We start from the raw sequence: 25,461 nt of genomic DNA, 5'->3' as shown, positions 1-25,461 counted from the left end.
CATCCGGGAAACGGCTGTTTGAAAGGCCGGGCGCGCTGTCGGTAAATACGATGCCGAATCAGACCACAGGTTCAACCCACGCGACCGTTAACGGCCCTCAAGCAACTCAGCCGCCTGATCCAGCAACACCAAAGGCTCTTTAGCCTTGTGAATATCCACCGACAACAACTGCCGAAACTTCCGTGCCCCGGGAAACCCGGTGCCCAGCCCCAGCACATGCCGAGTGATGTGGTGCATCGAGCCGCCCGCATCAATATGCGCGGCGATATAAGGCCGCAACTGCGCCAGCGCCTCGGCCCGGCTGATCACCGGCGCCGTGCTGCCGAACAGTTGCTGATCCACCTCAGCCATCACATAAGGGTTGTGATAGGCCTCACGCCCAAGCATCACGCCGTCGAACGTCTGCAAATGTTCGTGACAGGCTTCCAGCGTCTTGATCCCGCCGTTGAGAATAATCTCCAGCTCCGGAAAATCCGTTTTCAACCGCGCCGCCACGTCATAGCGCAGGGGCGGAATGTCACGGTTTTCCTTCGGCGACAACCCCTCCAGAATCGCAATCCGCGCATGCACCGTAAAACTCGTGCATCCGGCATCCCGAACCGTGCCGACGAAATCACACAACTCCTCGTAACTGTCCCGCCCATTAATCCCGATCCGATGCTTCACCGTCACCGGAATCGACACCGCTTCGCGCATCGCCTTCACACAATCAGCCACCAGCTGCGGATGCCCCATCAGGCACGCACCGATCATATTGTTCTGCACCCGATCACTCGGGCAGCCGACATTCAAATTCACCTCGTCGTAACCGTGCTCCTGCGCCATACGCGCACACATCGCCAGGTCCAGCGGGACACTGCCGCCGAGTTGCAGGGCGAGCGGGTGTTCGGCCTCGTTGTGACGCAGGAAGCGGTCGTGATCGCCGTTAAGCAGCGCGCCGGTAGTGACCATCTCGGTGTAGAGGAGGGCGTGTTTGGAGAGTAGGCGTAGGAAAAACCTGCAATGCCTATCAGTCCAATCCATCATAGGCGCAACGGAAAACCGCCGAGATAGTGCAGGGCTTGAGTTTACTGGGCTGTAGTGGGTGTTTGGGACCATTTGGCTCAACGTATTTATAGCGTGTTTTTAGGCGTTTTCAGGCGTTTTTTCGATGGCGCTGGTACAATGTACCAATCACTTTCAGAATTGTACCAGTCGACCATGGCAACGATCAGAGCACGAAAACGCACCGATGGCTCAGTCAGTTACACGGCACAGATACGCCTGTTTCGCGATGGAGCGCAAGTCTACCAAGAGAGCCAGACCTTCGCCCGGAAACAGGCGGCACAAGCGTGGGTGCGGCGACGTGAGGCAGAGCTAGATCAGCCTGGTGCGATCGAGCGAGCAAACCGCAAGGGCGTCACCGTACAGGACATGATCAAGCAGTACCTGGATGAAATGGAGAAAGTCCGGCCGCTGGGTAAAACCAAGGAAGCCACTCTAAATGCTATCGCGGCGACGGAGTTTGGCCAGACCGTTGATTCTGCCATCAACAGTCAGCGATTGGTGGATTTTGCACTCTGGCGCATGAGCAAAGAGGGCGGCGGTGTCCAGCCGCAGACGGCCGGCAACGATCTGGCGCACCTTGGGGCCGTCCTATCGATTGCACGGCCAGCTTGGGGGTATGAGGTCGATATCCACGCGATGGCAGATGCTCGAAAGGTGTTGAGAAAGCTGGGTTACAACATGAAAAGCCGCGAGCGGGATCGGCGGCCGACCAAGGACGAGCTGGATAAGGTGCTGGAACACTTTGTAGGTATTCAGCAGCGTCGCCCTAGTTCGATCAACATGCTCAAAGTAACTGGCTTCGCGTTGTTCTCCACGCGTAGGCAAGACGAGATCGGCCGAATGCTCTGGGAGGACGTCGATGAAGAGCGTCAGCGGGTGATGGTGCGGGACATGAAGAACCCAGGCCAGAAGATTGGCAACGATGTTTGGTGTCACCTCCCGGATGAAGCTTGGCGCATTCTGAAGAGCATGCCAAAGGAGCGTGCAGAGATTTTCCCCTACAACTCGTCATCGATCGCCACTGCCTGGGCAAAGGCGTGCAAGTTTCTGATGATTGAAGATCTGCACTTCCACGATCTGCGGCACGACGGCGTGAGCCGGTTATTTGAAATGGACTGGGATATCCCGCGAGTGGCCAGTGTTTCCGGGCATCGGGATTGGAATTCATTGCGTAGATACACCCATCTGCGTGGGCGAGGTGACCACTATGCCGAATGGCCGTGGTTAGAGCGGATCATTCAGGCGCCCGTGAAGCTGGGCGCCTGGGGTAAGCAATGAGTTAACTGGCTCGGCGGTATCCGTTGAGCTGGTTGAACTCTTTCACCGCAGCTTCCCGTTGCAGATCAAGATAGGCCGCCAGATCAGTGATGTGGATACCTTTGGCGCTTTTCTGGCTCGGCTCCAGCCGAGTGATCGGGATTTTGATCTGTCCGGCCATGACCTTGCGCTGGAACATATCGGTGGTCAGGTGCGTGAAGTAGTCCTTGCATACCTGCTCTAGCGGGATAATGGCCCGGCCATTGTACTGGGCCATAAGAATGAAGGCAGTATTCATTCTATCTCCTCGCGCATGGATACTTTGCTTCTGCTGGCCGCAGATAGGTCTGGCAGTAGTGCTGGTGCTGGCCTGACAGTAAAATATGTTCCACCTATCTCGACTGTTTGAACGCCCCTAAGAAATCCAGTTATGTCGATATCAATGCCATTCTTTAAACGACGTTGATGAGCCGCTACCAAGTGTAGTATTGGCCGTTTTCGTCCTGTCTCGGTTAGTGGAACTGATCTCGCGTACAGCAAGGATTTAATTTGCTCTGGCATTGAACCCAGCCGAGCGAGGCAGTTGGATTCACGGGCCTCTATAGTCCAGCAGTAACGGCTGTCGGCAATGAATTGCAAAGCAATCGATGCTCTGGCTTCACGACCTTTTAGTTCCTTTTCCGGCGTGCTGAGGTCGTGAGTGGTTTTGTACCGGCCAGCGATTTCAAAGCGTTGTTCACAGGCAACAACTTTGCCTTCTTTCGTTATGCAAAAGAAAGAACGATCACCCTCAATAAAATCATTTTCCGATGCGGCTATTATTATTTCATACAGCTGCCCACCCGAACGTTTGTGCCATATCTTGGGTAGACTGGTGACTTTCCGAATATATGTGGTTTGAAAAAAGCCACCATATTCATCGGGCGGGGCTTGTTGTGTCCTGGTAAATCCAATGCATCCCAGTGTAGGTAAAGGGTCATTGGTAACATCGAATTCCCAATCTCCAACGTCGGTTGTGCTTGGCGCGATGATGAATCTGTCGTTGCTCGGAATATAGGGACCGATTCTTCTGATGAGGCCCATCCGCTCATTAGTAAGAGTATTTGGGCCGGCCCCTTTATTTTTTTTGATTCTGGTTTCAAAACAGGTGATCAAGGCTGCGGCGACAGAGTCTTCAAAAGAGTCACTTGTCCAGAGATCTAGGTTGCCTGAGCTAGTGAGTGTCATTGAAGTTCTCCTTGCTGTACCACGCTGAGGCCCAATCGGTAGCCCGCTGCATGGATCTGTCCGGCTAGTTTTCGACCGACGCCGGGAATGCACATAAGCTCCTTTATTTCGCTCATGTTTTGAGTGTGCGAGGTGGTTTTATACCCCACGACAGGCTGCGCGAGCGGGCGTTTCTGAGCGTTTAGCGTTGCATCAGCGAGCGCTGCCCCGCGCAGCTTTTCGTGGGGTATAAGTGCCTCGGCAGTGGCGCTGAGAGGGACAATAATGCCTGCTGCTGCGCAGCAGAGACTGTTTGTTTCAGTTGTGTCGACACGATTGGCAGTGCGGAGCAAAGCGGTCAACGCTTGGGTGGTATGCAGGTCCATCTTCATGCCGCTTTCCTCCGGTGTTCGATAGTGAGTTGGTCCATCAGGTGCTGGTGAAACGTGAGCCGTGCTTCGGTGCTGCTGTAACTTGCTGGCAGCCTGGGTGGTGAGGCGCAGCATTGAGATAGGACGACTCATGCTTCACCTCCGACCATTTTTTGGTGTTGGTTTTTCAGGTGAAGTTGCTGAAAAAACAGAGATGCTTTTTTTGCGTCCTCGAAACTTGTACGGATGCTTCCGTCGCCAGATTCGCTCTCCTTGGATAATTCCAGTTGTGTTGCTGGATCCAGCAGGGCTGCCATGGCGAGCGCTTGATCGCGTAGCGCAATGGTGTCGCGTTCGAGTTTCTTTCCCGTACGGAAGGCGCTGAATGTCTCAGCCGCGATTCGCAGTTTTTCTGCGATTTCCAGCAGGGTTTGACGTTCTGTCTCTCCCATTTTGGAGGCATCTAGGGCGCGCGCGTAGCGTGCGTAGATTGATTCGTAATGGCCGTGCCATTGATCAACAAGAAGTTGCAGTCCTCGAATCGATTCCGAGTTGTCTGCCTGTTGAATAGCCTTGCCTTCGTCAATGCCTTCAATACGGCCATCGATCAGCCCGCCGCGATAGCCTGCCCAATAGGTAAGGCCGACGAGTACGATCAGAACGATCAATGCGCAGATTTGTATTGCGTTCATGTGGTGTGCTCCTGGTGGTTTCGCTTGGCTGGTGGTGGCAGCCGTTTGTTGGTTGTTTATTCGTTGTCAGTATCGGGAGGAATTTCACGTCTCCGGCTTGTCGTTTGACGGTCGCGGCATGTCTTCGTCTGCCTTGTAGGCGCGAATGTCGATCAACGCGGCAATGTGCCTGATGTGGGCATACCTCAATGCCTTCACGCTTTCATCGATGGTGGTCACCGGAAGTTGAATCCGTCCGCTGTTGATCGCTTCCGTGAACGTCTTTTCATTGAGGTTCTTGAAGTAGTGCACGCGCAGCTTTTCGAGGGGGATAAGCACGTCGCCGAAGAGGTGGTGTAGCATCTCGACGGTGGAGCTATCCGGCGCGGGAAGTAGTCGTAGCGGTGTTTGGTTGGGGTTGTTCATACGGCTGCTCAGCCTCCTTGCGTTTAAGTCGTGATGGGTGATTCCAGGCATTCAGGCAGTGGCACTTGGTCAGTTCCCGCAGATGGTCAGGCACTTCAAGGAGCGCGGCATTGCGCTCCTCGCGTGTGAGCATGGCGACGATCTGGCGGGCGTACTCCCTAGGCCACGTCACGGTTGTCTACCGGGATTTCTGGTAGGTCCAGCCCCAGTTGCTCGGCAAGCCATCGAATGCCGGCTTGTTTCACCCTGGTTGACTGGCTGTACTGCATGCCGAATGTCTCGTGATGCCAGCTACCGTTTTTGACCCCCAGATACTCGCGATCCCGGGTCGGGAAGGCCGGAAGTTTCTGCAAGTTGAGCAGCCCCTTTTCTTGCATGAGGCTGATCAGTTTGGGGCGGGTGATGCCTAGGTATTTGGCGGTTTGGAGGAGGGTGCGATCCATGAGTCCTCCTTACGCGGCATGCGCGGCGGGAGTCGCCGCGGCTGCCAGGTGGTTGATGGATTCGGCAACCTTTTCGTAGATCTCTGCATCGGTGCCGCACACGGTGAAGCACTTGGTGCGCGGGCGTTTCACGCCGATGCTCATGATGGTGGTGATGCCGGTGCGTGTTTGGGTTCGATGGATCGCGACATGGACGGGCAGTTCAAAACCCATGTCGAGGCTCTCCACGCCACCGGTACGCACCAACTCGAACACGCGCTGTTTGTGCTCGATATCGAACCGTGCATATTGTCGGGCTGCGTGTGGAGTGTTCTGCAGATCGGCTGTGCTGGTGGCGTCGAGCGGACCGTTGATGATCTCTTCAATGAAGTCTGCCAGCTTGAGGTGCATCTTTTTTTCATTCGGCAAGGTCAGCGTGTGGCGCTCGCTGCCTGGCTCAATGACGAAGAGAGTGTCCGATGCGTTGCGTTCAACCTTCAGGCGAAACGGCACGGCTTCGCGCTTGGGGTCCGACCTGAGTACGTGGTTGAAGGTGCCACTTAGATTGACCTGGGCGTTGAGCAGTTGAAGGGCGCGGTTGTCGAATTTGAACTTGCTCATGCTGCAAACCCTCCGCCGTTCGGATCGAACGGCGCAGGAGCGGTGCGGGATTTTTGCTTGGGTTTTGTAGGGATGAATGCACAGCCGCATTTGCGAGCCAAACGGCGAATCTCGAAGATGCGGGAGGGGTCAGTAGTGGTCGGGTGGACGTACAGGGTGGCTGTGGTATGCATGATGTTGCCTCGCTCTGTGGTGGAAGAGTGAGGAAAAAATAACCTCAAAGGTTATTTTATTCAACATAAAATTAACCTTGAAGGTGTTTTTGTGTGTGGCTGGGTCTGCTCCTTTGACTTGTGACTTTCAGCAAAGCCCTATGGAAATCGTGGAACGTGAGAGCTAGTGACTGATTTTTTGATTTTTCTGTGAACGAATAGCTGCCATCTTGATATTATCGAGCGATTTAGACCTAGAGAATTTGAATGGATTCTTCAATAGAACCTCCGACGATTATTGATCTTTTTTGTGGCTGTGGAGGATTTTCCTTAGGGGCGGAGCTTGCTGGGTTTCATACACTAGCGGCAGTGGATATTGACTCCACGATCCAATCTGGGTATCGGAAAAATTATCCTCATACCAAGGCAATCGAAGGAAACGTGGCTGAGATAACGCTGAATGATTGGTATCAGTTGATTGGCTCAGTTCGACCTGACGGGATTATTGGTGGCCCTCCCTGTCAGGGTTTTAGCCGAATCGGTAAGCGTCAGAAGGACGATCCGAGAAATAATTTAGTTCATCATTTTTATAGGCATGTTAGAGAATTAGATCCCAAATTTTTTATTATGGAAAATGTCCAGGGAATATTGGACGAAGATAATGTCGATACCTTAATGCAAGGGATCGATCAGGTTTCCGGTCGATTTGAGATATTAGGTCCATTCGTAATCAATGCCGCAGATTTCGGTGCACCTACAAATCGTTATAGGGTTTTAGTAGTTGGTTATAATCCACTAGAAGTGTCTCCTCTCTCAATAGAGCAATTCACTGGTCGAAAGGTAGAGAGATTAACAACGGTTGAAGACGCTATTTCTGATTTGCCTTCGCCAATCGCCACAACTAACAGTACAGAGTTTTCTTGGAGTAAGTATCCTAAAATTGGGCGGTCAGGTATTTCTGATTATGCGAAGAGAATGCGACAACCTCCACCTGTCGGTATCGGTTGGCCTGAGGCGTTAACAAAGTTAAAGCTAGGGTTCATTTCTGGGCTCGCAGAAACGAAGCATACTCCGGTTGTTTCGGCACGTTATGCTGCTACCCCTCCTGGCAAAGCTGATCCGGTAAGTAAGTCGTATAAACTAAAGTGGGACGGGCTTAGCCCCACCCTGCGCGCAGGGACAGGGTCGGACAAGGGGTCTTTTCAAGCGGTCCGACCACTTCATCCGGTAGATGGACGGGTGATTAACGTACGTGAAGCTGCTCGGCTCCAAGGCTTTCCTGATTGGTACGTATTTCATCCTGCCAAGTGGCATAGTTTTCGGATGATTGGGAACAGTGTTTCACCTATTGTGTCTTTTGGATTGCTTTCTGAAGTGTACAAAAAACTAAAAATTTCGAAGAAGATTTCGGCTGCATAATAAGCATGGAGAGCAATTCTAATGAGTAAGGCTGAAGAAATTACTGTTGATACTCGGCCTAGTAAGGCTGTTGTTGTCGATAGTCTCACGCGTGACATTAGTATTGAAGCATGTATTTTTGATTTGATCGATAATTCGATCGATGCAGCCAGAAATACAATGATAAAGCTCAATCCAAAGGTTGGCGCAGAAGTTCTTCCTGAGAGTTATCAGGGATATAAGATTGACATAAGTATTAGTGGTGGCGTTTTTTCAATCGATGATAATTGTGGTGGTATTACAGTTCGGCATCTAGAAAAGTCAGTTCTTCGATTTGGTGAGCGTTCCGCCCATCATATGGGGATCGGAGTGTTTGGGGTCGGGCTAAATCGAGCACTATTTAGAATAGGTAGGGTGACACACCTTGACTCTGATACAGGTCTGGAGCGTTCCGTACTCGATTTTAATACAGATGATTATTTAGCGACAGATGAGTGGGATTTAAAGGCCACAAAGCTTCCATCTGCAGGGAAGGTTGGTACAAAGATTGAAATTAGTTCTTTTTCCAACGAGACCTCGCAGCTTTTTGCAGGCAGCGATTGGGTGGGGAGAATCATAGTTGAAGCTGGTAGGCGATATGGGCGCTTCATTGATAAAGGGCTTTTGATCAAGGTTAATGGTAGTGAGGTAGATAGTCATATTATTCGAATTCGCCCTGATAGCCCCTATGGAATAGATTCGAAGTTTTTTAAAGTGTCTGACGAGATATCTGTGTTAATAGAGTCGGGTCAGCATTTGCATCATCGATTTTCGGCAGAACAAGATTATAATAAATCCAGGAACGCGGGTTTGACAGGGGAGTACGGCTGGAATGTGTTTTGCAATGAGCGGGCCGTATTGATCTCTGATCGCACAAGAAAAAGCGGCTGGTTAACAAAGTTCCACACGGAATTTTATGGTTTTGTCGGGCATGTGTATTTTACTTGTAAGGATCCATCAAAGCTTCCTTGGAATACTACGAAGTCAGATGTAGATCTTAACAACGTCGCATATCAAGCTGCTTTGGATGATATGTCTAAGTTTGCTTTGAAGTGGCGGAAAAACTCCGGTGATGCTAAGCAGAAAAAAAAGGATCTGGAACCACTTACTCCCACTCCAACCGCGAATCCAGCCCCGGTTCCTGCGCCAGCACCTGCTCCGGGTCCTACCCCTGCTAATGGTCCTAAACCTAAGGCTCCAATTAAAAAGCCGATTCAAAAAATCGATCACAATCAATTTGTAACTGTGCTACCCCAAGATATAGATCAGCGTCATTGTTATGATAAACACTTGGCATTGGTTCATGAGGCGCAGAGGCTAAATCTTGGTGATCTTACTTATTCTGGTCTTGTTTTAATTCGAATGCTATTTGAGGCTAGTGCAATTTGTTTTTTAACAAGAAAGGATAGGTATGGAGAGCTGCGCGAAGTAATAATCTCCAATAGGAACGCGGAAAGAGAAAAGTCCGGGAGAGAGAAACTATCCGCGAAGGAAGAAAAGAATTCTGAGCCTACAGTTGATGAGGTGATACTTTTCTTACAAGGGCATGAGGATATTTGGGATGATGCAATAAGGAATAAAATAAAGCATAGCCTAACAAAGTTTTCCGGATTTAAGTCGACTTTGAATAGTGCTGCGCATAATACGTTTCAAATGCTTAATAAGTATGAGGCGTTCAAGATACGCGATGCCGTTCTGCCAATATTGCGCTACCTTATAGAAAAAGAGTGATAAGTGCTTTTATATATAGATTATTGGCGACAGGTGTGATTTTCTTCTCCCTTAGAGCTATCTAGGGGAGAAGTCGTACTTCACAAGTCGGAAATTTTCCATCTTGCTCTTCCGCAAATGCTCCACTCTTCTGTCATACGAATAATTCGCTCTGGCCAATCTGGATTCAGTGCATAGAGGTATTGTTCATTGCCTTCTTGCTTTAACTGCTTGAGGGTTGCAGCCTGATCTCTTGTTCTTTTCGCTGCAACAAAATGACCTGGTAATGCTTCAAGTGATGGATCAATAACGATCTTATCTCCCGCAACAAACTTTGGCTCCATACTCATCCCCTCCACGCGCAGAATGAAGGCTCGTGGGCCGACCGGTCCAGGTGCGTCGATCCACTCCTCAGCATCTCGTGGGTCAAAACTTCCATGAGCCTCACACCAAGCCCCTGCTGCAATTGATCCGATCACTGGCAGTTTGCGTCCCGTATGACTTAGCACCGTGGCATTGTTGAATTCGCCTATGCCGTAGGGCATATCGAGATATCCATCATGAAGGTGCAATGCCTTCTCAATCTCTCGAGCGATCTGATCACCGATGCCTTTGGTGGGATTTTTACCCCCAAACGCACTCACCTGAGCTGGTGCTTTGCCCAGTTGTTCAGCGATGTCAGTCAGGCGGAGCTTTCTCTCTGCCAGGACTCTTCGGAAATTTTGCAGTCGGGTATCTGAGATTTTCATGTGCCAATTCTGGCCGGATTAACCTTATGGGTGAATGTCCTTTGGGGTGTTGCAAAAATTAACCTTTATGGTTAAATTTGGCGTCGGAGGTACACCACATGAAGCTGCGCGAATATATCAACCGTTTAGATTCAGATGAACTTACAGCCTACGCCGAGCGTTGCCGGATTGCTGTGAGCTACCTGCGTCTTCACGTCAAATACGCGAGCAAGGACCCTAGCGTCTCTTTGATCAAGTCTTTGACCCGTGAAAGTGAAGGCTGCGTCTCGCTAGCTGAGGTTCTGGAGCATTTCGGTATCACTGAAAACGCTCCGGCAACCAAAGCAGCATAGTCAGAAAAAAGGCGACCCAAGGGCCGCCCAGTTCCTCCCGGCACGCACCACCACAGCGCTGTCGGGTCGCGATAAAGAAAGGCGGGCACACCACATGCTAACCGTCGATCTTTACCGCGCTTTCCAAGGCACGGATGTCTTGGTGTTGCTGCCTTTTCCACCACAGATTGGGCAGCTGTTGCGCCAGAGGTGAACGACGGATCGTTCGCCTCGCCTCGGCACGGTGCCGGTGTCGATCTTGAGATCTCGCCGGCGTTTGGGCCTCTTCAAGCCACGCGACAAATGTATCACCACTGCACGTCGCGCGGCACTGGCAACTTTTAAGGATTAATGCCATGAGCCGAATCGCTCTGAGTTGTGTAGAACGGGCGCAGCGGGAAGTCCTGCCGCTCGATCTAGCGCTTTACCATGCTGCTCGGGACTATCCCGGCGGCGCCGCTGCAATTGCCGCTACCACCGGCAGAAACGCCACCACGCTGCAGCACAAGCTGTCTCCAACCCACCCGAGCCATACCGTGAACATCCAGGAATTCGGCGAAATTCTGGAGCTGACCAAGGACCGTCGCATTTTGGATGCTGTGCACTCGCTGGTGGGGGATACGACCTGGCAGGAATTGGCCGAGGCGTACACCAACGACATGCCAGAAACCTTGACCACCGGCATTGCCGAGTATTTTCGGCAGGTCGCAGACCTGGCTGATATTTGGGCCAAGAGCATCGGCGACGGCATGGTGACGGACCATGAACTGGCCGCAATTCGCCTACAGGTGTTTCGTGGCATTCAGGGGCTACTGGGAATGTTCAACCGCGCCACCTATGTCAACAAAACGACGCGGGGTGTCGACCATGGCTGACATCGCAGATTTTGCTAATGACCTGGTGCAGGAGCGGCTTGATCAGGCGCTGGCTGCACGGAACGCCGCCAAGCCTGCATTGGCGGCGCATTCGTTTTTATTCTGCGAGGACTGCGAAGAGCCTATCCCAGAAAAGCGTCGAGTGGCTCAAAAGGGCTGCACCCAATGCTTGAACTGTCAGTCCATTACTGAAGCGCGGGAGGCCCGTCATGCTCGATGAGGTATTGAATCAATTCGCAGACTACGGCCTTGAGCCTGAACAACCGCTAATCTTTGGCAAGCTCACCAGGTGCAAAACGTCGCAGGACAAGGGCAAGGAAAAAAACGGTTGGTATGTCGTCCATGAGCATCGCACTGAGAAGAACGAAACACTGATCTTCGGCAGCTTCGGTGATTGGCGTTCGGGCGAGTCGCAAAAGATTAAGGTGAAGGCCGGGCGCATGAGCCCGGAAGAGCGTGAAGTCATGCGCGCTCGGCAGGAGGACGCCAAGCGTAAGGCCGCTGAGGTAGCGGCCAACGCGGCACGGCGAGCAGCCAACCGTGCAGCCGGATTGTTCAAGCGCATGCCGGAAAAGGGCAAGAGCGCCTATCTGGATCGAAAACAGATCGTTGGGTTCAAGGTTCGTTATGCACCTCGCACTGGCGCGGTGTTGGTGCCAATGAGCAACGTGCGGCATCAGATCGTTGGCCTACAGGTGATCTTCCCCGTTAAGCAGGAAGACACCGGTCGCGACAAGACTTATTGGCCTGCCGGCATGTCGAAAGAAGGCGCTTTTCACTTGATCGGCGGACACCCTGAGCCAGGTGAACCGGTGCTGATCTGTGAGGGGTACGCCACGGGCGCCAGCCTGCACATGGCGACCTCGATGGCGGTGGCTATCGCCTTCGATGCGGGCAACTTGCTCTCGGTGTCCAAGGCCATGCGAGAGCAGTTCCCCGGCTGCCCGGTTATCATTTGCCGCGACGATGACTGGAAAACCAAGCGTCCGAATGGCGAGCCTTGGAACCCCGGTGAGGAAAAGGCCAACAACGCCGCGTTGATCGTCGGTGGTCAGGTGGTCGCGCCAGTCTTCTCTGGCGAGCGTGAAATCAAGTGGACCGACTTCAACGATCTGCACATTGCCGAAGGTTTGGAGGCTGTCCGCCGCCAGGTATTGGCGGTGGTCAAACCTCCTGCAGCTGGTGGTTGGAAGGATCAACTGGCTCGCACCGAAAATGGCTCCCTGATCGCGCACATGCAAAACGTCGAGCTGATCCTGGGCAATGACGAGCGCTGGGCTGGTGTCATTGGTTACAGCGTGTTCAGCTCCAAAATCGTAAAGCTACGGTCTGCGCCCTTTGGCGGCGGTGCTGGCGATTGGGCCGACATTGATGACATGCGGGTGATGAAGTGGCTCGCGCAGCAATACAACCTGCGGGTCAAAGCGTCCCATGTGATCGAAGCGGTCAGTGTGGTTGCCCACGACCATTCTTTTCACCCGGTACGTGAGTATCTGGAGAAGCTTGAGTGGGACCGCGTCCCTCGGCTGGAAACCTGGCTGACGGACGTGCTCGGGGTCCATGCAAACGAATACTCAGCCAAAGTCGGTAAGCGCTGGCCGATCTCTGCGGTGGCTCGGGTCATGCGCCCGGGCTGCAAGGCCGACTCGGTGATGATTCTTGAAGGCGGGCAGGGTGAAGGTAAGTCCACTGCCATGGGCATTCTAGGTGGTGAGTGGTTCATGGACACCCCTTTTGCCCTCGGCGACAAGGACAGCTTCCAGGCGATTCGCGGCAAGTGGATCGTCGAATTGGGGGAGCTGGACAGCTTCAACAAAGCTGAAAGCACCAAGGCCAAGCAGTTCTTCTCCGCATCTACTGATACCTATCGCGAAAGCTACGGCCGCAGAACGAACGATGTGCCACGCCAGTGTGTTTTCGTGGGTACCACCAACCAAGAGGAATACCTCAAGGACGCCACTGGTAACCGGCGTTACTGGCCAGTGTTCTGCAACAAGGTCGACCTGGAAACGCTGCGTGAGATTCGCGACCAACTGTGGGCTGAAGCGGTATTTTGCTTCGAGGCCGGCGATATCTGGTGGGTGACGAAGGACGAGTCTTGGATGTTCGCCGAGGCACAGGACGAGCGGTTTGTTGTGGACGAGTGGGAAGGTCCGATCCTGACCTGGTTGGAGGAGTCGCAGATCGGCGAAACCGCCACCGGCAACGAGATCCTGACCCAGGCCCTCAAGTTGGATGTCGGCCATTGGGGCAAGCCGGAGCAGATGCGGGTCGGTGCGATCATGCATCGCCTGGGCTGGCGGAAGAAGCGCATGCCGGCTTTGGCAAAGAGCGGCATCCGGCAGTGGGCCTATCAGAAGCCTGAGACATGGGGGCGTGCGTCTGCATTACAGGCGACCCTGGTAGAGGAGCCTTGCTTTGATTAAGCGAATTGATGAGATGCTCAAGCTCTGGGCTCAGGATCTGCATTCTCCGATGAACCCCGACTGCGGCGGATCCGGTGGCGGCAACATGATTGCCATGTTGATGGAGTGCAAGGGTGAGCTGATACGTGGAACTCGCGGCAGTAGGGTGTTGCTGGATGAGTCAGTTGATATCGAGCTAATCGTCAACAAACACCTGGCACCTGAGCTAGCCCTAGTGGTGATGGAGCACTACTGCAATCACGACAGCTTTCTCTCGCAGAAGATGTTGCACTGTGGGTGCAGCGCGCCCACGTACTATCGCCGCTTGCACGACGCCCATGTGAGCATCGACGGTTTGTTGATGGGGAAGGCTGCGTGACCTCAGGCATCACTCCCTGCGCCACTGTCCTACTGTCCGGCCCTGTCCGACTGCCATTTAATGTAGTTGGACAGGCGGAGGCCGCGCCGTTGCTGGGCTGTCCTACTGTCCAACCTTTGCCCACCCCATGCACACGTAAGCATAGCGGGCACGTAGTCGCGCTATGGCGCGTACGCGTGTTTTTAGTTTTCTCTCTATACACAAGAAAATAGTAAATAAAGTAGGACAGTAGGGCGGAGCCCCCAATTTAGGCGCCTGTAGCTGTCCTACTTCGACTCTGCATAGTGGGACAGGTAGGACGGGACACCAGAAGCGATAGCCGCCTGAATGCGTTGTACCCCTGTTGTACCTGCGTCACACCCACGTTGCACCCGTATTGCTCCATGGCATTAAAACTAGCTTGCTGCCATGATAATCCACCTGTAAAAAGTACCCATCTTCGATACGTGCGACCGCAGAGAGCGGCAGGCACTACACACCAAACCCGGCCATTGCGCCGGGTTTTTGCGTTTATGGAGTAGGGCGATGACGAACGAGCAGCAAGCACTGGCAGAGATGCCGATTTGGTTAGTGATCGTCCTGGCCCTGGTCGGCGGTGTATCGGGTGAGATGTGGAGAGCCGACAAGGACGGGGCGCGGGGCTGGGCGTTGTTGCGACGCCTGGCGCTTCGGTCCGGTGCCTGCATTGTCTGCGGCGTGTCGGCGATGATGCTGATGATCGGTGCGGGCATGACTATCTGGACGGCGGGCAGCTTGGGCTGCCTGACCGCGATGGCCGGCGCTGATGTCGCCATCGGTCTTTATGAACGCTGGGCCGCCAAGCGACTGGGCGTTTCCGAAGTGCCGCCGGCCAGTGGCGAACAGGGGTGAGTAATCGCGGCGGGGCGCCGAAAACTGGCGGGGACCCTGGGGTTATTCGGAGGGTACGGGGTCGGAAACCCGCGGGAAAGTGTTAGCGGACAGTTCACCAGCTTAGTGAACTGGGGTGAACAGGTGAACCCCCCCGTATTCATTAGGTGAACAGGACATTCCATCATGACGGTAATCAGCAAAACGGAGTTTGCAGCACGGCGCGGTTGGGCGAAATCGTATGTTTCCAAGTTGGCGAATCAGGATCGGTTGGTACTGACTGACGATGGCAAGGTGGAGCTGGAAGCCACCGAAGCCCTGCTGGCCGAGTCTGCCGACCCAAGCAAAGCCGCCGTCGCCGACCGGCACGACCGGCTTCGCCTTCAGCGGGAAGCTCAAATCGCCGCAGAAGAACCTGCGGTGCCGCAAGTCGGCCAGCCGGTGGATTTCCAAAGGTCTCGGGCTCTGCGCGAGCACTACATGGCGTTGCAGGAGCAAGCCAACTTTCACAAACAGCAGGGCACTTTGGTCGAGCGCATCGCAGTAGAAACCGGCGCTTACAACGCGGGCCGCTTGTTGCGGGATCAACTGCTGGGCATGCCTCCGCAACTGGCACCGGAACTTGCCGTCATGACCGACCCCTGGCAAATCGAAAAGCACCTGACGGCCGCTATCCGTCGCTCGCTTGAGGATGCAGAACGCTTGTCCTCAGCGGATCTTGAACACGCCCTGACCCCGAGCTAAGCCCATGCCCACGGAAATCCCTAACGGTGCAGAGGTGTACCGGGAGGCGTATTTCCGTGGGCTGCACCCTGACCCGGATGTCTGGGTAGATGAGTGGGCCGACGAATACATGCGCATCCCGCGTGACACTGGTGCTGCCGAACCCGGCCAGTACCGCACGTCACGCACGCCCTATGCGCGCGAGCCCATGCGCTGCCTGTCGCCGGCTCACCCTTGCAAGCGCGTGGTCACCATGGTGGCCTCGCAATTGATGAAAACCCAGATCGCCTTGAACTGGATTGGTGGCCTGATCCACATGGCGCCGTCCAATATCTTGACCCTTCTACCGAGTCTCGGCCTGGCCAAGCGGGTGTCGTCGAGGATCAGTAAAACCATCAAGGCCACACCGGTGCTGCGCGAACGTGTGGCGTCCAGCCGCTCGCGGGATTCACGCAACACCATGGACACCAAGGAGTTCGAGGGCGGTTCGCTGTACGTCACCACCGCCGGCTCGGCCGCCAACCTGTCGGAGCTGTCGGCGCGCTACGTCTACGGCGATGAGATCGATCGCTGGGAAGTGGACATCGGCGAGGAGGGCGACCCCATCGAGCTGGCGGAAACGCGAGGCAGCACCTTCGGCCGCAACGCCAAGTTCTACTTCTCCAGCTCGCCGACGATCAAGGGCGCCTCGCGGATCTCCGACCTGTTCGAGGGCAGCGACCAGCGTTACTACTACGTGCCGTGCCCGAGCTGCGGGCACATGCAAATCCTTGAGTGGGAACGACTGCATTACTCAAAGGACTACAGCGTCGTGCATTACCAGTGCGCTGGTCCTGACTGCGATGTGCTGATCGATGAATACCACAAGGGCGAGATGCTCGCCAAAGGCGAATGGCGTGCCCATGCCGAAGGCGATGGCGAGACGGTGGGTTTCCATCTCAATGCACTGTATTCGCCGCTGGGCTGGATGGACTGGAAGTCGCTCGCCAAGCAATTCGAGAAGGCCAAGAAGGCCCAGGCCAAAGGTGATCTAGAACCGATGCAGGTGTTTTACAATACCCGTCTGGCGAAGGTCTGGGACAGCGCACAAGAGCAAACCAAAGCCGATGAACTTAGAAAGCGGGCGCGGTTGGAAGGCTTCACCCTCGGCTCACTGTCGGCTGCGGTGCTGATGATCACCGGCTCCGTCGACGTCCAGGCCAACCGCCTGGAGTTCATGGCCATGGGCTGGGGCGTCGGCATGGAGCGCTGGGTCGTCGACTATCAGGTGGTCTCGGGTGATCCCGCAGATGAACGTACCTGGGCAGCATTGGACGAATTGCTCAAGGCTAAATATCGCCATCCGTGCGGTGTTGGCCTCGGCATTCTCGCGGTGGCCGTCGACTCCGGTGGCCACCACACGGATGAGGTCTATCAGTTCTGCCGCGTTCGGCGCTGGCGGAATGTGTTCGCCATCAAGGGCGCGAGCAAACCCGGTAAGCCGGTGATTGCTCAGCGCCCGTCGATGGTCGACGTGACTTGGAAGGGCCAGACCGAACGCAACGGCGCCGAGCTGTGGTTCGTCGGTACCGACACGGCCAAGGACTGGATCTACAACCGCTATCCGTTCGAATCTGGCCCGGGTGCACTGCACTTTGCCAATGACCTGCCGGATGATTTCTTCGACCAGTGCGTCGCGGAGCGCAAGGTTGCACGGTACATACGCGGACACAAGCGCATTGAGTGGGTCAAGGGCAAGGCCGAGCGTAACGAAGCACTCGACTTAATGGTGTATTGCCTGGCCATGGCGCATTACCTGGGTCTCAACCGTTACAAGGAACACGACTGGGAGCGAGTGCGTCAGTCCCTGGCGCAGTCTGGTCTGTTCGACGACGCATTGGGCATCAAGCCTGTTCAAGGCGAACGCGTCACCGGACCAGCAACACCCGTTGCTGCACCGCAATCGGCTCCACAACCTACTGCTACGGTCGTGCAATCGCGACCTGCAGCACCGCCACCTCAACGCCGCAGCTCCACCAGCGGTTACCTGAAGAGACGCTGATATGTCCTTTACCCAAAAGCACCTCGACGCGGTTGAGGCGGCCATCGCACGCGGTGAAAAAGTCGTGCGTTACACCGACCGCACCGTGGAGTACCGCTCCATCGACGAACTGCTCAAGGCGCGCGAGGAAATACGTTCGTCGCTGATCAATGCTGCCGGGCCGCGTTCGCGCGTGGTCAGGCTGTACCACGGAGGCAAAGGAGTCTAATGGCCCGGCACTTTCCGACACTCACCCGTAACGGATTCGTGTTGTCGTCGAACATCAAGGCCAGTTACGAAGGCGCCGGGGAGGGTCGCCGATCCACTGGCTGGGATGCTCCCGACAATGGGGTCAACAGCATCAACACTCCGGCGCTGCGTAACTTGCGTTCGCGCTCCCGAGCAGCGGTTCGCAACGACCCGTATGCCTTCAACGTGATCGACAAGCGCGTCAGCAACCTGATCGGTACCGGCATCACCCCGCGACCCAAAACCGACGACGAAGCCCTGCGCAAATTGCTACAGGAACTCTGGGACGATTGGGTTGATGAATCGGACGCCGATGAGCGTACCGACTTCTACGGCCAGCAGGCCCTGGCGGCGCGCACGGTTGAAACCTCGGGCGAATGTTTTGTGCGATTGCGTCCGCGCAGTTTGGACGAAGGTCTCGCGGTACCGCTGCAGCTTCAGATACTCGCGCCGGAGTTCGTGCCGCATGACAAGTTCGAGACCACCAAAACCGGCAACCTCATCCGCGCTGGCATCGAGTTCACCCCGGATGGAAAGCGGGTGGCGTACTGGATGTACCTGTCGCATCCGCGTGACTCGTCGTCGCTGAACGCCGGTTACAACCAGTTGGTGCGCGTGCCGGCCTCGCAGGTGCTGCATATCTTTGAGCCGGTCGAGCCTGGCCAGTTGCGCGGCGTACCGCGATTGTCACCGGTGCTGAAGCGCCTGCGCAGTCTCGACAACTACGACGACGCGGTGTTGTTTCGCCAGGAGGTGGCCAACCTGTTTGCCGGATTCATCAGTCGGCCAGCGCCGGAATCTGGACAGACGCCCCGAGATCCAATCACCGGCCAACTACTGGACAACGATCGAGACGGCTTCACGCCGATGGTCGCGCTTGAGCCCGGCACCATGCAGGAGCTGGGGCCGGGTGAAGAGGTCGAGTTCTCCAAACCGCCGGACGCGGGCAACAATTACCCGGACTTCATGCGGCAGCAACTGATGGCCGCAGCGGCGGGGACGGGGACGCCTTACGAGATCCTCACCGGCGACATGCGCGAGGTCAACGACCGGGCGCTGCGGGTGGTGCTCAACGAGTTTCGGCGCCGTCTGGAACAACTGCAGTTCGGTGTCTACGTGCACCAACTGTGCCGCCCGGTGCGGGCGGCCTGGATGGACATGGCCGTGTTGTCGGGTGTCCTGGTGCTGAAGGATTACGCACAGCGTCGACGTGAATATCTGCGCACTCGTTGGGTGCCGCAAGGTTGGGCCTACATCCAGCCCGTGCAGGACGTACAGGCGCGGCGGATGGAAGTCCAAGCGGGCTTTGCCTCGCGTAGCGAGATGGTCCTGCGCACCGGCTACGACGCCGAAACGGTCGACGCGGAAAACGCCGCCGATCTGGCCCGGGCCACGCGTCTGGGCCTCAACTACAACACTCTCGACGCCGTCGTCACCAACGACGACAACAAGGAGCAACCATGAGCAAGAAAGCGCGACCGCGCATTTACAATCGCGCGGGTCAGCGCGTGCAGGTTCAGGACAAGACTTGGTACGCGTTGCAGGCCAGCGGCGAGGCCACCGAGCGAGTGATCGAGGTCTTTGTCTATGGCGAGATCGGCACTTGGGGCATTACGGCCAATCAGTTTGTGCAAGACCTGCGCGCCATGGACGACGGAGTCTCGCCAGTGATCGCGGCATTCAACAGCATCGGCGGTGATTTGTTTGACGGGCTGGCGATGCACAACGCGCTGTCGCGTCTGGGCGAGCGCTGCACCGGCCGGATTGATGCGTTGGCCGCCAGTGCCGCCAGCGTGGCGGTGTGCGGTGCACACCACGTAGTCATCGCGTCGAACGCCATGCTGATGATCCACAACCCTTACACCTACGCCGGTGGTGACGCTGAGGACTTCCGCCGAGTCGCTGATGTGCTGGATCAGACTCTGGAGGCGATTATCGCTGCCTACAAGGCCAAGGCGCCGGACATCGATGACGCCGAGCTGCGTCGCATGGTCAACGCCGAAACCTGGCTGACGGCCAATGAAGCGGTGGCCCTGGGTCTGGCCGATGAAGTCGGCGACGGCATCAAGGTCAAAGCATGCCTCGGCCAAGGCGCTGTGTTGCAGCGTTACCAGCACGCACCGGCTGAGTTGCTGGCCCAGCTCGACGAGCCACCCGAGCCGGATCCGGAGCTGGAGTCGATCGATCCGCCGTTGGTGCCGGAGGTGGTCGACTCGGCCAAGTTGGCACTGATGATCACCCAGCGCTGCACGGCGGCGGGCATCAGCAACCTGGTCGAGCCGCTGCTCAGCTCGACCCAACTCGAAAGCGAAGAGATCGTCCTGGCCGGCCTGGCCCGTGCCAAAGCGGTGAATGACCTCTGCGTGGCAGCGCGCTTGCCGGAGTTCAGCGCCGAATACGTCGCGGCGGGACTGGATGCTGCAGCGGTGCGGGCGCGTCTGTTCGACAAGATTGTCTCCAGTGGCAAGGGCTTTGAGATCGACAACAGTCTGCCGCTGGACCACGACCCGGCACCGAAGGTGCTGGCCAAACAACCTGACCCCACCTCGATCTGGGCTTCGCGACAAGCGGCTCAATCTGGAACTGCGCACGGCGCGAAAGGAGCAAGACCATGACCATCAAAAAAGAGCCGATCCACGCGGGTGAGTTTCTCCTGTCTGAGGGCGCCGGGAACATCTCGCGGGAAACGATCAACGTTGCCGCTGGCCCTGCGTTGAATCCCGGCCAAGTCCTCGGTCTGGTGACGGCCACGGGGGAGTTCGCGCCGTATGACCCGGCCGCCGAAGACGGTACTCAGGCTGCCGTGGCGATCCTCTACGGGCAGCTGGGAGAGTCGGATATCGTGCGCCGTGGTCGCGCCGTGGTGCGCATGGCGGAGGTCAGCGAAGTGCACCTGACCGGGCTGGACCCTGAGGCCGAAAAAGACCTGGCCATCCATTTCCTGATCGTCCGCTAAGACCATCAGCCGCGTTTACCCAGCCCGCCTTGAGCGGGTTTTTTCATTTCTGGAGAGTACCCATGGCCGAGATCGCCATTTTTGACGACGAAGCGTTCACCGTCACTGCGCTGACTGCTGCACTCAACGATCAACCCTATTTGCCAGGGCGCATCAGCGCTTTGGGCCTGTTCCGCGAGGAAGGCATCACCACCCTGACCGTACAGATCGAAAAGGACGGCGACACCCTGGCACTGGTGCCTGCCGGTGAGCGGGGTGGCTCTGGTCTGGTCGTCGCGGCCAGCAAGCGCAACCTGATCCCGTTCAACACCGTGCACCTGCCGGAGCGTTTCACCATCAAGGCCGACGAGATCCAGGGCATTCGGGCTTTCGGTACTCGCACCGAGCTGCAGGCGGTGCAGGATGTGGTCAATGCCCGCCTGGCCAAAGCGCGTCGTCAGTTGGACGCGACCCACGAGTTCCAGCGCATGGGTGCCCTGAATGGCCTGATCCTCGACGCCGATGGCCAAACACCGCTGTTGGACATCTATGCATCCTTCGGAGTGCAGCGTCAGAAGCTGCCCATGGGCCTGGCCGATCAGAGTACCGAGCTGCGGGTTAAGTGCGGCGAAGCGCTGGATATGCAGGAAGACGCGCTGGGCAGTGTGACCAGTACCGGTTCTCGCGCCTTCTGCGGCAGGAACTTCTGGAACAAATTGATCGTTCACAAGACGGTCAAGGAAACCTACCTCAACAGCCAGCAAGCGGCAGCGTTGCGCGGTGATGCCCGGGAGAGCTTCGAGTTCGGCGGTATTGTCTGGGAGCGCTACCGTGGCAAGGTGGCGGGTGTGTCTTTCGTCCACGACGACAAAGCGTTGCTGGTCCCTGAGGGTGTGCCTGATCTGTACATCTCGGTGTTTGCTCCAGCGGACTACATGGAGACGGTCAACACTCAGGGAATCCCTTACTACAGCATGATCGAGCCTCTGCCGTTCAATAAAGGCATGGCCGGTGAAGCCCAGTCCAACCCGCTGCACCTGTGCACCCGACCGCGTGCACAGATCCTGCTGGAGCTCTGACTATGAGCTTTCGCGATCTGGTTGCCGAGGTCGATGCGGTGGTGTTCGAAACACTGGGCGACACCGCACGGATTGAGGGTCGCGAAGAGCCGGTGTTCGGTATGTTTGCCGCGCCCTGGTTGCAGCCGAAGTTTGGCAAGCTCAACACCGGGTTACGTGAGCCGCGTTTCGAGATCCGCGTCAGCGATTCGCAGGGCTTGGTGCAGGGCCTGTTGGTCAGTATCGATTTGCCCGCCTTGGACGGCGGCGGCGATTACGACCTGCTGCAGCTGGAGCCGAGCGGTGACGGCCTGGTAGCCCTGATCCTGAGGATGCGCCCATGAGTGTCGGTAGCTATTTCAAACCCTCGGCCGGCGGCGGGATGATTTCCATCCAGTCCTCGGCCACGGACCTTCAAGCGTTTCAGGACTTTGCCAAGTTGGTACCCAAGGCTGCGGCAACGGCGCACCGACGCGCGATCAACAAAACGTTGGGTTGGTTGCGCACGCACATCGCCCGGGCCGTCAGCCGGCAAGAGCGCATCGCTGTCGCTGCTGTGCGTCAACGGTTGCGCAGCTATCCGGTTTCCGGCGGGGCTACGAGCGGCAAGTTGTGGTTCGGTTTGAACGCCATCGAGTCCAGCCGGATCGGCCGCGCACGGCAAACGGGCAGCGGCGTGTCGGTAGCGGGGCGGCGTTACCAGGGGGCATTCCTGAAAAAGGTCTATGGCAACAAGCCCGACATCTGGATTCGCACGGCGAGCAAGCACTTCAACACGGACGACTACCCAGACAGCACGGTGTCACCGGGTCGTGGGCCGAGTTCGGGGTGGGTGGCGGAAAATGGCAGTCGCTTTCCGTTGGCCAAGGCGAAAGTCTCGCTGGAGCAGGCGCGGCCACACTTCGATAGCTGGGTACAAAAGGCGGATGAGCGCCTGCTGGAGATCCTGAAACAGGAGCTCAACTTTGAGCTGCAGAAGTACCTCAAGAGGATAGGCAATGTCTGACGAACCCTTCAGTCTGGAGCAGCTTTACCAGGCGGTAGAACAGCATCTGCGTGCCCACCTGCCAGGCGTGCAGGCAGTCACAGCCTGGCCGAACATTTCGGATCGCGTGTTGCTGCCGGCGGTGTTTCTGGAACTCGCCGAGATCGAACCGGGTACCGATATCGGCACGGGCGAAACCTCGTTGGTCTGCAAGTTCGAGGCACGCATCATCGTTGACCCGATCAAGCCGCACCATCATCAACATGCCGTGCAATTGGCGACACAACTGGCCGTGCTGCTGCGTGCGCAGACCTGGGGCTTGCCAGTTGAACCCGCCGAATTCGTGCAGGCACTGCAGGATTGGACCCAGCCGCAGCTGGATGGCTACACGGTCTGGCTGGTGGAGTGGAACCAGCAGATTTATCTCGGTACCGAGCAATGGCCATGGCCAGATGATCAGCCGGGTGAATTGCGGTTGGAAGATTACGCCGTCGAAATTGTGACGGCGCCGGAGAGTGTGCCGTGAGTTACGCAAGCGCCCAGCATGACCGCATGCTCGCGGGGGTGGTTAAAGATTGTTATGTGGTGGCGGTGGATCTGACCGCATCACCGCCGGTATGTCGGGTTTCGGATGGTGAATGGATCAGCGCCTGGGTGCGCTGGCACAGCATCGCCGCCGGTAAGGCCAGACACTGGCGGGCACCGTCCATGGGCGAGCAGGGCAGTTTGATCAGTGCCAGTGGGGACGTGTCGCAAGGTACATTTGTTCCGGGCCTGTATGGCAATGCCGGCCCACCGCCAGATAACCGCGACCACGTCGAGGTCTGGCGCTTCGATGATGGCGGCTCGCTGGTCTACGACTGGCAGGCCAAGAGCTACAGCATCACCCTGCCCAGCGGTACGGTGACCATCAAAGTCGCCAGCACTGAGGCGGTCATAACGGACAGCGCTGTGAACGTAACCACCGGCAACATCAACCTGAAAGCGGCGGTGACTATCGACGGCGCATTACACGTCACGAAGGGCATCACCAGTGCTGGCGCGATCATCGACGCCGGTGGCAACAGCAACCACCACACGCATTAATTTCAACCCACGACAGCCCGCCCAGTGCGGGCTTTTGCATGCCTGGAGAAACACATGGCCAAGATCGTCGACATGCTAGTCACCGACGAACAGGTGTCCGCATCACCGATGCGGGAACCGCTACTGCTAACGACACCGGAGCTTTTGAAGTTTCGCGACAAGGTCTACACGTCGCGGCTGCTGATTGTCCCGGACTCCGACCGCACCCTACCGGTGAATAAGGGGGTGGTAGAGGTTTCGGTGTCCGATACCGACGCCGTCAAGTTCCTGAAAGCCAACGAAGAGTTCGAGCTGCTGAAGGAGTGATTTAGATGATCGGAATGGACCGCCACACCGGCCAACCCATTTCCGGCATCGCGCACTTGCGCCAATCCGTTCCAGACATTTTGGGCACGCCGTTGGGCAGCCGCCGGCATCGGCCGGAGTACGGCAGCAAGCTCCGGCGGTTCATTGACTTGCCCGTTAATGAGGGCTGGAAAAGCGCCGTTCAGGCTGAAGTCGCCCGCGCCCTGGGGCGTTGGGAGCCGCGTTTGAAACTGGATCAGGTGCGCGTCATTTCCGTTATTGGCGGGCAAATCAACCTGAAGATTGTCGGCGAGTACCTGGGCGACGGCGTCACGTTGGAGGTAGCCGTATGAGTATCGTGGATCTGTCGTCGCTGCCGGCGCCGACTGTGTTGGAGCCTCTGGACTTCGAAGAGGTTTATCAGGAGGGGCTGGGTGTTTTTCGCGGGTACATGGGCGGCAACTGGACCGCCGCGCTGGAAAGCGATCCGGTGGTTAAGGTGCTGGAGGTCGGCGCGTACATCAAGGTCGGTAACCGCGCCCGGGTGAATGACGCCGGCAAAGCGGTATTGCTGGCACACGCCATAAAGGGCGACCTCGATCACCTGGGGGCCAACGTCAATCTGAAGCGCCTGGTCATTCAAACCGAGGATCTGCTGGCGGTGCCACCGGTGCCGGAGGTCAAGGAGGACGACGACCCGTTTCGCGAGCGTATCCAGTTGGCCTATGAAGGGTTGACCACGGCCGGCCCGCGTAACAGCTACATCCTGCACGCGCGCAACGCCTCTGGGTTGGTGGCGGATGCCACGGCCGAAAGCCCGGCACCGTGTTGCGTTACGGTAACGGTGCTGTGTTTGGATGGGGAAGGCGAGGCGCCGCCGGAGCTGCTGGCCACGGTGGCCACCGCGCTGAATGACGACGACGTGCGGCCGGTAGGGGATCGGGTGACGGTGCAGAGCGCGCAAGTGATCCGCTACCAAATCGCCGCGATTTTGCACATGGCCAGCGCCGGCCCCGAAGCGGACGCCAGTTTGGCCGAGGCGAAAAGCCGATTGGCGGCCTGGATTAATCCGCGCAAACGGCTGGGCGTCGAGGTCGCGCGGTCCGCTGTCGACGCTCAATTGCACGTTGCCGGCGTTTCCCGGGTGGAGCTGGTCGGCTGGCAGGACTTGGCCCCGACAAAGGCTCAGGCGGCGTTCTGTACTGGTTGCACCGTGACGCTGGCGGGCTGAT

Annotated in this window: 32 protein-coding genes; 23 read left to right on the top strand and 9 right to left on the bottom strand. The window is 56.7% G+C overall.

Features of this window, described 5'->3' with window-relative positions; translation table 11 throughout:
- Positions 1 to 87: 87 nt before the first annotated feature.
- The gene (gene dusA / locus ACXPVS_RS07445) at positions 88 to 1,098 is read right to left on the bottom strand and encodes a tRNA dihydrouridine(20/20a) synthase DusA (protein WP_458509357.1); all 1,011 of its coding nucleotides are present in this window, start codon (positions 1,096 to 1,098) and stop codon (positions 88 to 90) included.
- Between the two features lie 102 nt (positions 1,099 to 1,200).
- Here dusA and ACXPVS_RS07440 point away from each other — a divergent pair, with 102 nt between their 5' ends.
- Positions 1,201 to 2,325, top strand: a complete 1,125-nt coding sequence (locus ACXPVS_RS07440) for a site-specific integrase (protein ID WP_210688978.1) — start codon at positions 1,201 to 1,203, stop codon at positions 2,323 to 2,325.
- A gap of 1 nt (position 2,326) precedes the next feature.
- On the opposite strand, the gene ACXPVS_RS07435 is transcribed toward ACXPVS_RS07440, so the two are convergent.
- The 7 genes from ACXPVS_RS07435 to ACXPVS_RS07405 form a co-directional block, all read right to left on the bottom strand.
- Complete coding sequence (locus ACXPVS_RS07435; RefSeq protein WP_458509356.1) at positions 2,327 to 2,602, bottom strand: pyocin activator PrtN family protein; 276 nt, start codon at positions 2,600 to 2,602, stop codon at positions 2,327 to 2,329.
- Positions 2,599 to 3,531 carry a hypothetical protein gene (locus tag ACXPVS_RS07430; protein ID WP_458509355.1) on the bottom strand — a complete coding sequence of 311 codons (933 nt, stop codon included), beginning with the start codon at positions 3,529 to 3,531 and terminating at the stop codon, positions 2,599 to 2,601. The genes ACXPVS_RS07435 and ACXPVS_RS07430 overlap by 4 nt, the downstream gene beginning before the upstream one ends.
- Positions 3,528 to 4,034, bottom strand: coding sequence for a hypothetical protein (locus ACXPVS_RS07425; RefSeq protein WP_458509354.1), 507 nt, complete (start codon positions 4,032 to 4,034; stop codon positions 3,528 to 3,530). Before ACXPVS_RS07425 ends, ACXPVS_RS07430 begins: the two co-directional genes overlap by 4 nt.
- A complete protein-coding gene (locus ACXPVS_RS07420; RefSeq protein ID WP_458509353.1) occupies positions 4,031 to 4,573 on the bottom strand; it encodes a hypothetical protein in 543 nt (180 codons plus the stop codon). The genes ACXPVS_RS07425 and ACXPVS_RS07420 overlap by 4 nt, the downstream gene beginning before the upstream one ends.
- Positions 4,574 to 4,657: 84 nt before the next feature.
- Positions 4,658 to 4,978, bottom strand: a complete 321-nt coding sequence (locus ACXPVS_RS07415) for a pyocin activator PrtN family protein (protein WP_458509352.1) — start codon at positions 4,976 to 4,978, stop codon at positions 4,658 to 4,660.
- 158 nt (positions 4,979 to 5,136) lie between these two features.
- Positions 5,137 to 5,421 (bottom strand): phage antirepressor KilAC domain-containing protein, encoded by a 285-nt coding sequence (locus tag ACXPVS_RS07410; protein ID WP_458509351.1) that lies wholly within the window; start codon positions 5,419 to 5,421, stop codon positions 5,137 to 5,139.
- A gap of 9 nt (positions 5,422 to 5,430) precedes the next feature.
- Positions 5,431 to 6,021 carry a hypothetical protein gene (locus ACXPVS_RS07405; RefSeq protein ID WP_458509350.1) on the bottom strand — a complete coding sequence of 197 codons (591 nt, stop codon included), beginning with the start codon at positions 6,019 to 6,021 and terminating at the stop codon, positions 5,431 to 5,433.
- A 419-nt stretch (positions 6,022 to 6,440) separates the two neighbouring features.
- Between ACXPVS_RS07405 and ACXPVS_RS07400 the strand changes: the two genes are divergently transcribed.
- Both ACXPVS_RS07400 and ACXPVS_RS07395 read left to right on the top strand, forming a co-directional pair.
- Positions 6,441 to 7,592, top strand: coding sequence for a DNA cytosine methyltransferase (locus tag ACXPVS_RS07400; RefSeq protein ID WP_458509349.1), 1,152 nt, complete (start codon positions 6,441 to 6,443; stop codon positions 7,590 to 7,592).
- A 21-nt stretch (positions 7,593 to 7,613) separates the two neighbouring features.
- Positions 7,614 to 9,341 (top strand): ATP-binding protein, encoded by a 1,728-nt coding sequence (locus tag ACXPVS_RS07395; RefSeq protein WP_458509348.1) that lies wholly within the window; start codon positions 7,614 to 7,616, stop codon positions 9,339 to 9,341.
- 80 nt (positions 9,342 to 9,421) lie between these two features.
- On the opposite strand, the gene ACXPVS_RS07390 is transcribed toward ACXPVS_RS07395, so the two are convergent.
- Positions 9,422 to 10,069: a LexA family protein gene (locus ACXPVS_RS07390; RefSeq protein WP_458509347.1), complete on the bottom strand. Its 648-nt coding sequence runs from the start codon at positions 10,067 to 10,069 to the stop codon at positions 9,422 to 9,424.
- Positions 10,070 to 10,167: 98 nt separating this feature from the next.
- On the opposite strand from ACXPVS_RS07390, the gene ACXPVS_RS07385 reads away from it, so the two are divergent.
- From ACXPVS_RS07385 to ACXPVS_RS07290, 20 genes are all read left to right on the top strand, one after another.
- Positions 10,168 to 10,401 carry a hypothetical protein gene (locus tag ACXPVS_RS07385; protein WP_458509346.1) on the top strand — a complete coding sequence of 78 codons (234 nt, stop codon included), beginning with the start codon at positions 10,168 to 10,170 and terminating at the stop codon, positions 10,399 to 10,401.
- Between the two features lie 335 nt (positions 10,402 to 10,736).
- Positions 10,737 to 11,255 carry a phage regulatory CII family protein gene (locus ACXPVS_RS07380; protein WP_458509345.1) on the top strand — a complete coding sequence of 173 codons (519 nt, stop codon included), beginning with the start codon at positions 10,737 to 10,739 and terminating at the stop codon, positions 11,253 to 11,255.
- Positions 11,248 to 11,475 carry a TraR/DksA family transcriptional regulator gene (locus ACXPVS_RS07375; RefSeq protein WP_447789181.1) on the top strand — a complete coding sequence of 76 codons (228 nt, stop codon included), beginning with the start codon at positions 11,248 to 11,250 and terminating at the stop codon, positions 11,473 to 11,475. Before ACXPVS_RS07380 ends, ACXPVS_RS07375 begins: the two co-directional genes overlap by 8 nt.
- A complete protein-coding gene (locus ACXPVS_RS07370; RefSeq protein ID WP_458509344.1) occupies positions 11,465 to 13,681 on the top strand; it encodes a VapE domain-containing protein in 2,217 nt (738 codons plus the stop codon). The genes ACXPVS_RS07375 and ACXPVS_RS07370 overlap by 11 nt, the downstream gene beginning before the upstream one ends.
- On the top strand, positions 13,674 to 14,039 hold the full coding sequence (locus ACXPVS_RS07365) for a PA0613 family protein (RefSeq protein WP_447789185.1): 366 nt from the start codon (positions 13,674 to 13,676) through the stop codon (positions 14,037 to 14,039). Before ACXPVS_RS07370 ends, ACXPVS_RS07365 begins: the two co-directional genes overlap by 8 nt.
- Before the next feature lie 525 nt (positions 14,040 to 14,564).
- Positions 14,565 to 14,909 carry a phage holin family protein gene (locus ACXPVS_RS07360; RefSeq protein WP_083376222.1) on the top strand — a complete coding sequence of 115 codons (345 nt, stop codon included), beginning with the start codon at positions 14,565 to 14,567 and terminating at the stop codon, positions 14,907 to 14,909.
- Between the two features lie 165 nt (positions 14,910 to 15,074).
- Complete coding sequence (locus tag ACXPVS_RS07355; RefSeq protein ID WP_458509343.1) at positions 15,075 to 15,632, top strand: terminase small subunit; 558 nt, start codon at positions 15,075 to 15,077, stop codon at positions 15,630 to 15,632.
- 4 nt (positions 15,633 to 15,636) lie between these two features.
- Positions 15,637 to 17,652, top strand: a complete 2,016-nt coding sequence (locus ACXPVS_RS07350) for a phage terminase large subunit family protein (RefSeq protein ID WP_458509342.1) — start codon at positions 15,637 to 15,639, stop codon at positions 17,650 to 17,652.
- 1 nt (position 17,653) lies between these two features.
- A complete protein-coding gene (locus ACXPVS_RS07345) occupies positions 17,654 to 17,860 on the top strand; it encodes a phage head-tail joining protein (protein WP_458509341.1) in 207 nt (68 codons plus the stop codon).
- Complete coding sequence (locus ACXPVS_RS07340; RefSeq protein WP_458509340.1) at positions 17,860 to 19,344, top strand: phage portal protein; 1,485 nt, start codon at positions 17,860 to 17,862, stop codon at positions 19,342 to 19,344. Before ACXPVS_RS07345 ends, ACXPVS_RS07340 begins: the two co-directional genes overlap by 1 nt.
- Complete coding sequence (locus ACXPVS_RS07335; protein ID WP_458509339.1) at positions 19,341 to 20,495, top strand: head maturation protease, ClpP-related; 1,155 nt, start codon at positions 19,341 to 19,343, stop codon at positions 20,493 to 20,495. Before ACXPVS_RS07340 ends, ACXPVS_RS07335 begins: the two co-directional genes overlap by 4 nt.
- Positions 20,492 to 20,836, top strand: coding sequence for a head decoration protein (locus tag ACXPVS_RS07330; RefSeq protein ID WP_458509338.1), 345 nt, complete (start codon positions 20,492 to 20,494; stop codon positions 20,834 to 20,836). Before ACXPVS_RS07335 ends, ACXPVS_RS07330 begins: the two co-directional genes overlap by 4 nt.
- Before the next feature lie 62 nt (positions 20,837 to 20,898).
- A complete protein-coding gene (locus ACXPVS_RS07325; RefSeq protein WP_458509337.1) occupies positions 20,899 to 21,894 on the top strand; it encodes a major capsid protein in 996 nt (331 codons plus the stop codon).
- Between the two features lie 2 nt (positions 21,895 to 21,896).
- Entirely contained in the window at positions 21,897 to 22,217 is a 321-nt protein-coding gene (locus ACXPVS_RS07320; protein WP_458509336.1) for a head-tail joining protein, read from the top strand.
- A complete protein-coding gene (locus tag ACXPVS_RS07315) occupies positions 22,214 to 22,879 on the top strand; it encodes a hypothetical protein (protein WP_458509335.1) in 666 nt (221 codons plus the stop codon). The genes ACXPVS_RS07320 and ACXPVS_RS07315 overlap by 4 nt, the downstream gene beginning before the upstream one ends.
- Positions 22,872 to 23,384, top strand: a complete 513-nt coding sequence (locus tag ACXPVS_RS07310) for a hypothetical protein (RefSeq protein ID WP_458509334.1) — start codon at positions 22,872 to 22,874, stop codon at positions 23,382 to 23,384. Before ACXPVS_RS07315 ends, ACXPVS_RS07310 begins: the two co-directional genes overlap by 8 nt.
- Positions 23,381 to 23,944 carry a phage baseplate assembly protein V gene (locus tag ACXPVS_RS07305; RefSeq protein WP_458509333.1) on the top strand — a complete coding sequence of 188 codons (564 nt, stop codon included), beginning with the start codon at positions 23,381 to 23,383 and terminating at the stop codon, positions 23,942 to 23,944. Before ACXPVS_RS07310 ends, ACXPVS_RS07305 begins: the two co-directional genes overlap by 4 nt.
- Positions 23,945 to 23,998: 54 nt before the next feature.
- Positions 23,999 to 24,250, top strand: coding sequence for a hypothetical protein (locus ACXPVS_RS07300; protein WP_458509332.1), 252 nt, complete (start codon positions 23,999 to 24,001; stop codon positions 24,248 to 24,250).
- A gap of 5 nt (positions 24,251 to 24,255) precedes the next feature.
- A complete protein-coding gene (locus ACXPVS_RS07295) occupies positions 24,256 to 24,582 on the top strand; it encodes a GPW/gp25 family protein (protein WP_458509331.1) in 327 nt (108 codons plus the stop codon).
- Positions 24,579 to 25,460: a baseplate assembly protein gene (locus tag ACXPVS_RS07290; protein WP_458509330.1), complete on the top strand. Its 882-nt coding sequence runs from the start codon at positions 24,579 to 24,581 to the stop codon at positions 25,458 to 25,460. Before ACXPVS_RS07295 ends, ACXPVS_RS07290 begins: the two co-directional genes overlap by 4 nt.
- The last annotated feature ends 1 nt before the right edge of the window (position 25,461 follow it).

The organism is Pseudomonas sp. Ma2-10, assembly GCF_054330215.1.
Note: the sequence above shows the minus strand (reverse complement) of the source record. Positions and strands in the feature narration are given on the sequence as shown.

Excerpts from the sequence above, each read along its gene's own strand:
- dusA (WP_458509357.1), bottom strand. The coding sequence starts at position 1,098 with ATGGTCCCAAACACCCACTACAGCCCAGTAAACTCAAGCCCTGCACTA.
- ACXPVS_RS07440 (WP_210688978.1), top strand. The coding sequence starts at position 1,201 with ATGGCAACGATCAGAGCACGAAAACGCACCGATGGCTCAGTCAGTTAC.
- ACXPVS_RS07435 (WP_458509356.1), bottom strand. The coding sequence starts at position 2,602 with ATGAATACTGCCTTCATTCTTATGGCCCAGTACAATGGCCGGGCCATT.
- ACXPVS_RS07430 (WP_458509355.1), bottom strand. The coding sequence starts at position 3,531 with ATGACACTCACTAGCTCAGGCAACCTAGATCTCTGGACAAGTGACTCT.
- ACXPVS_RS07425 (WP_458509354.1), bottom strand. The coding sequence starts at position 4,034 with ATGAGTCGTCCTATCTCAATGCTGCGCCTCACCACCCAGGCTGCCAGC.
- ACXPVS_RS07420 (WP_458509353.1), bottom strand. The coding sequence starts at position 4,573 with ATGAACGCAATACAAATCTGCGCATTGATCGTTCTGATCGTACTCGTC.
- ACXPVS_RS07415 (WP_458509352.1), bottom strand. The coding sequence starts at position 4,978 with ATGAACAACCCCAACCAAACACCGCTACGACTACTTCCCGCGCCGGAT.
- ACXPVS_RS07410 (WP_458509351.1), bottom strand. The coding sequence starts at position 5,421 with ATGGATCGCACCCTCCTCCAAACCGCCAAATACCTAGGCATCACCCGC.
- ACXPVS_RS07405 (WP_458509350.1), bottom strand. The coding sequence starts at position 6,021 with ATGAGCAAGTTCAAATTCGACAACCGCGCCCTTCAACTGCTCAACGCC.
- ACXPVS_RS07400 (WP_458509349.1), top strand. The coding sequence starts at position 6,441 with ATGGATTCTTCAATAGAACCTCCGACGATTATTGATCTTTTTTGTGGC.
- ACXPVS_RS07395 (WP_458509348.1), top strand. The coding sequence starts at position 7,614 with ATGAGTAAGGCTGAAGAAATTACTGTTGATACTCGGCCTAGTAAGGCT.
- ACXPVS_RS07390 (WP_458509347.1), bottom strand. The coding sequence starts at position 10,069 with ATGAAAATCTCAGATACCCGACTGCAAAATTTCCGAAGAGTCCTGGCA.
- ACXPVS_RS07385 (WP_458509346.1), top strand. The coding sequence starts at position 10,168 with ATGAAGCTGCGCGAATATATCAACCGTTTAGATTCAGATGAACTTACA.
- ACXPVS_RS07380 (WP_458509345.1), top strand. The coding sequence starts at position 10,737 with ATGAGCCGAATCGCTCTGAGTTGTGTAGAACGGGCGCAGCGGGAAGTC.
- ACXPVS_RS07375 (WP_447789181.1), top strand. The coding sequence starts at position 11,248 with ATGGCTGACATCGCAGATTTTGCTAATGACCTGGTGCAGGAGCGGCTT.
- ACXPVS_RS07370 (WP_458509344.1), top strand. The coding sequence starts at position 11,465 with ATGCTCGATGAGGTATTGAATCAATTCGCAGACTACGGCCTTGAGCCT.
- ACXPVS_RS07360 (WP_083376222.1), top strand. The coding sequence starts at position 14,565 with ATGACGAACGAGCAGCAAGCACTGGCAGAGATGCCGATTTGGTTAGTG.
- ACXPVS_RS07355 (WP_458509343.1), top strand. The coding sequence starts at position 15,075 with ATGACGGTAATCAGCAAAACGGAGTTTGCAGCACGGCGCGGTTGGGCG.
- ACXPVS_RS07350 (WP_458509342.1), top strand. The coding sequence starts at position 15,637 with ATGCCCACGGAAATCCCTAACGGTGCAGAGGTGTACCGGGAGGCGTAT.
- ACXPVS_RS07345 (WP_458509341.1), top strand. The coding sequence starts at position 17,654 with ATGTCCTTTACCCAAAAGCACCTCGACGCGGTTGAGGCGGCCATCGCA.
- ACXPVS_RS07340 (WP_458509340.1), top strand. The coding sequence starts at position 17,860 with ATGGCCCGGCACTTTCCGACACTCACCCGTAACGGATTCGTGTTGTCG.
- ACXPVS_RS07335 (WP_458509339.1), top strand. The coding sequence starts at position 19,341 with ATGAGCAAGAAAGCGCGACCGCGCATTTACAATCGCGCGGGTCAGCGC.
- ACXPVS_RS07330 (WP_458509338.1), top strand. The coding sequence starts at position 20,492 with ATGACCATCAAAAAAGAGCCGATCCACGCGGGTGAGTTTCTCCTGTCT.
- ACXPVS_RS07325 (WP_458509337.1), top strand. The coding sequence starts at position 20,899 with ATGGCCGAGATCGCCATTTTTGACGACGAAGCGTTCACCGTCACTGCG.
- ACXPVS_RS07320 (WP_458509336.1), top strand. The coding sequence starts at position 21,897 with ATGAGCTTTCGCGATCTGGTTGCCGAGGTCGATGCGGTGGTGTTCGAA.
- ACXPVS_RS07315 (WP_458509335.1), top strand. The coding sequence starts at position 22,214 with ATGAGTGTCGGTAGCTATTTCAAACCCTCGGCCGGCGGCGGGATGATT.
- ACXPVS_RS07310 (WP_458509334.1), top strand. The coding sequence starts at position 22,872 with ATGTCTGACGAACCCTTCAGTCTGGAGCAGCTTTACCAGGCGGTAGAA.
- ACXPVS_RS07300 (WP_458509332.1), top strand. The coding sequence starts at position 23,999 with ATGGCCAAGATCGTCGACATGCTAGTCACCGACGAACAGGTGTCCGCA.
- ACXPVS_RS07295 (WP_458509331.1), top strand. The coding sequence starts at position 24,256 with ATGATCGGAATGGACCGCCACACCGGCCAACCCATTTCCGGCATCGCG.
- ACXPVS_RS07290 (WP_458509330.1), top strand. The coding sequence starts at position 24,579 with ATGAGTATCGTGGATCTGTCGTCGCTGCCGGCGCCGACTGTGTTGGAG.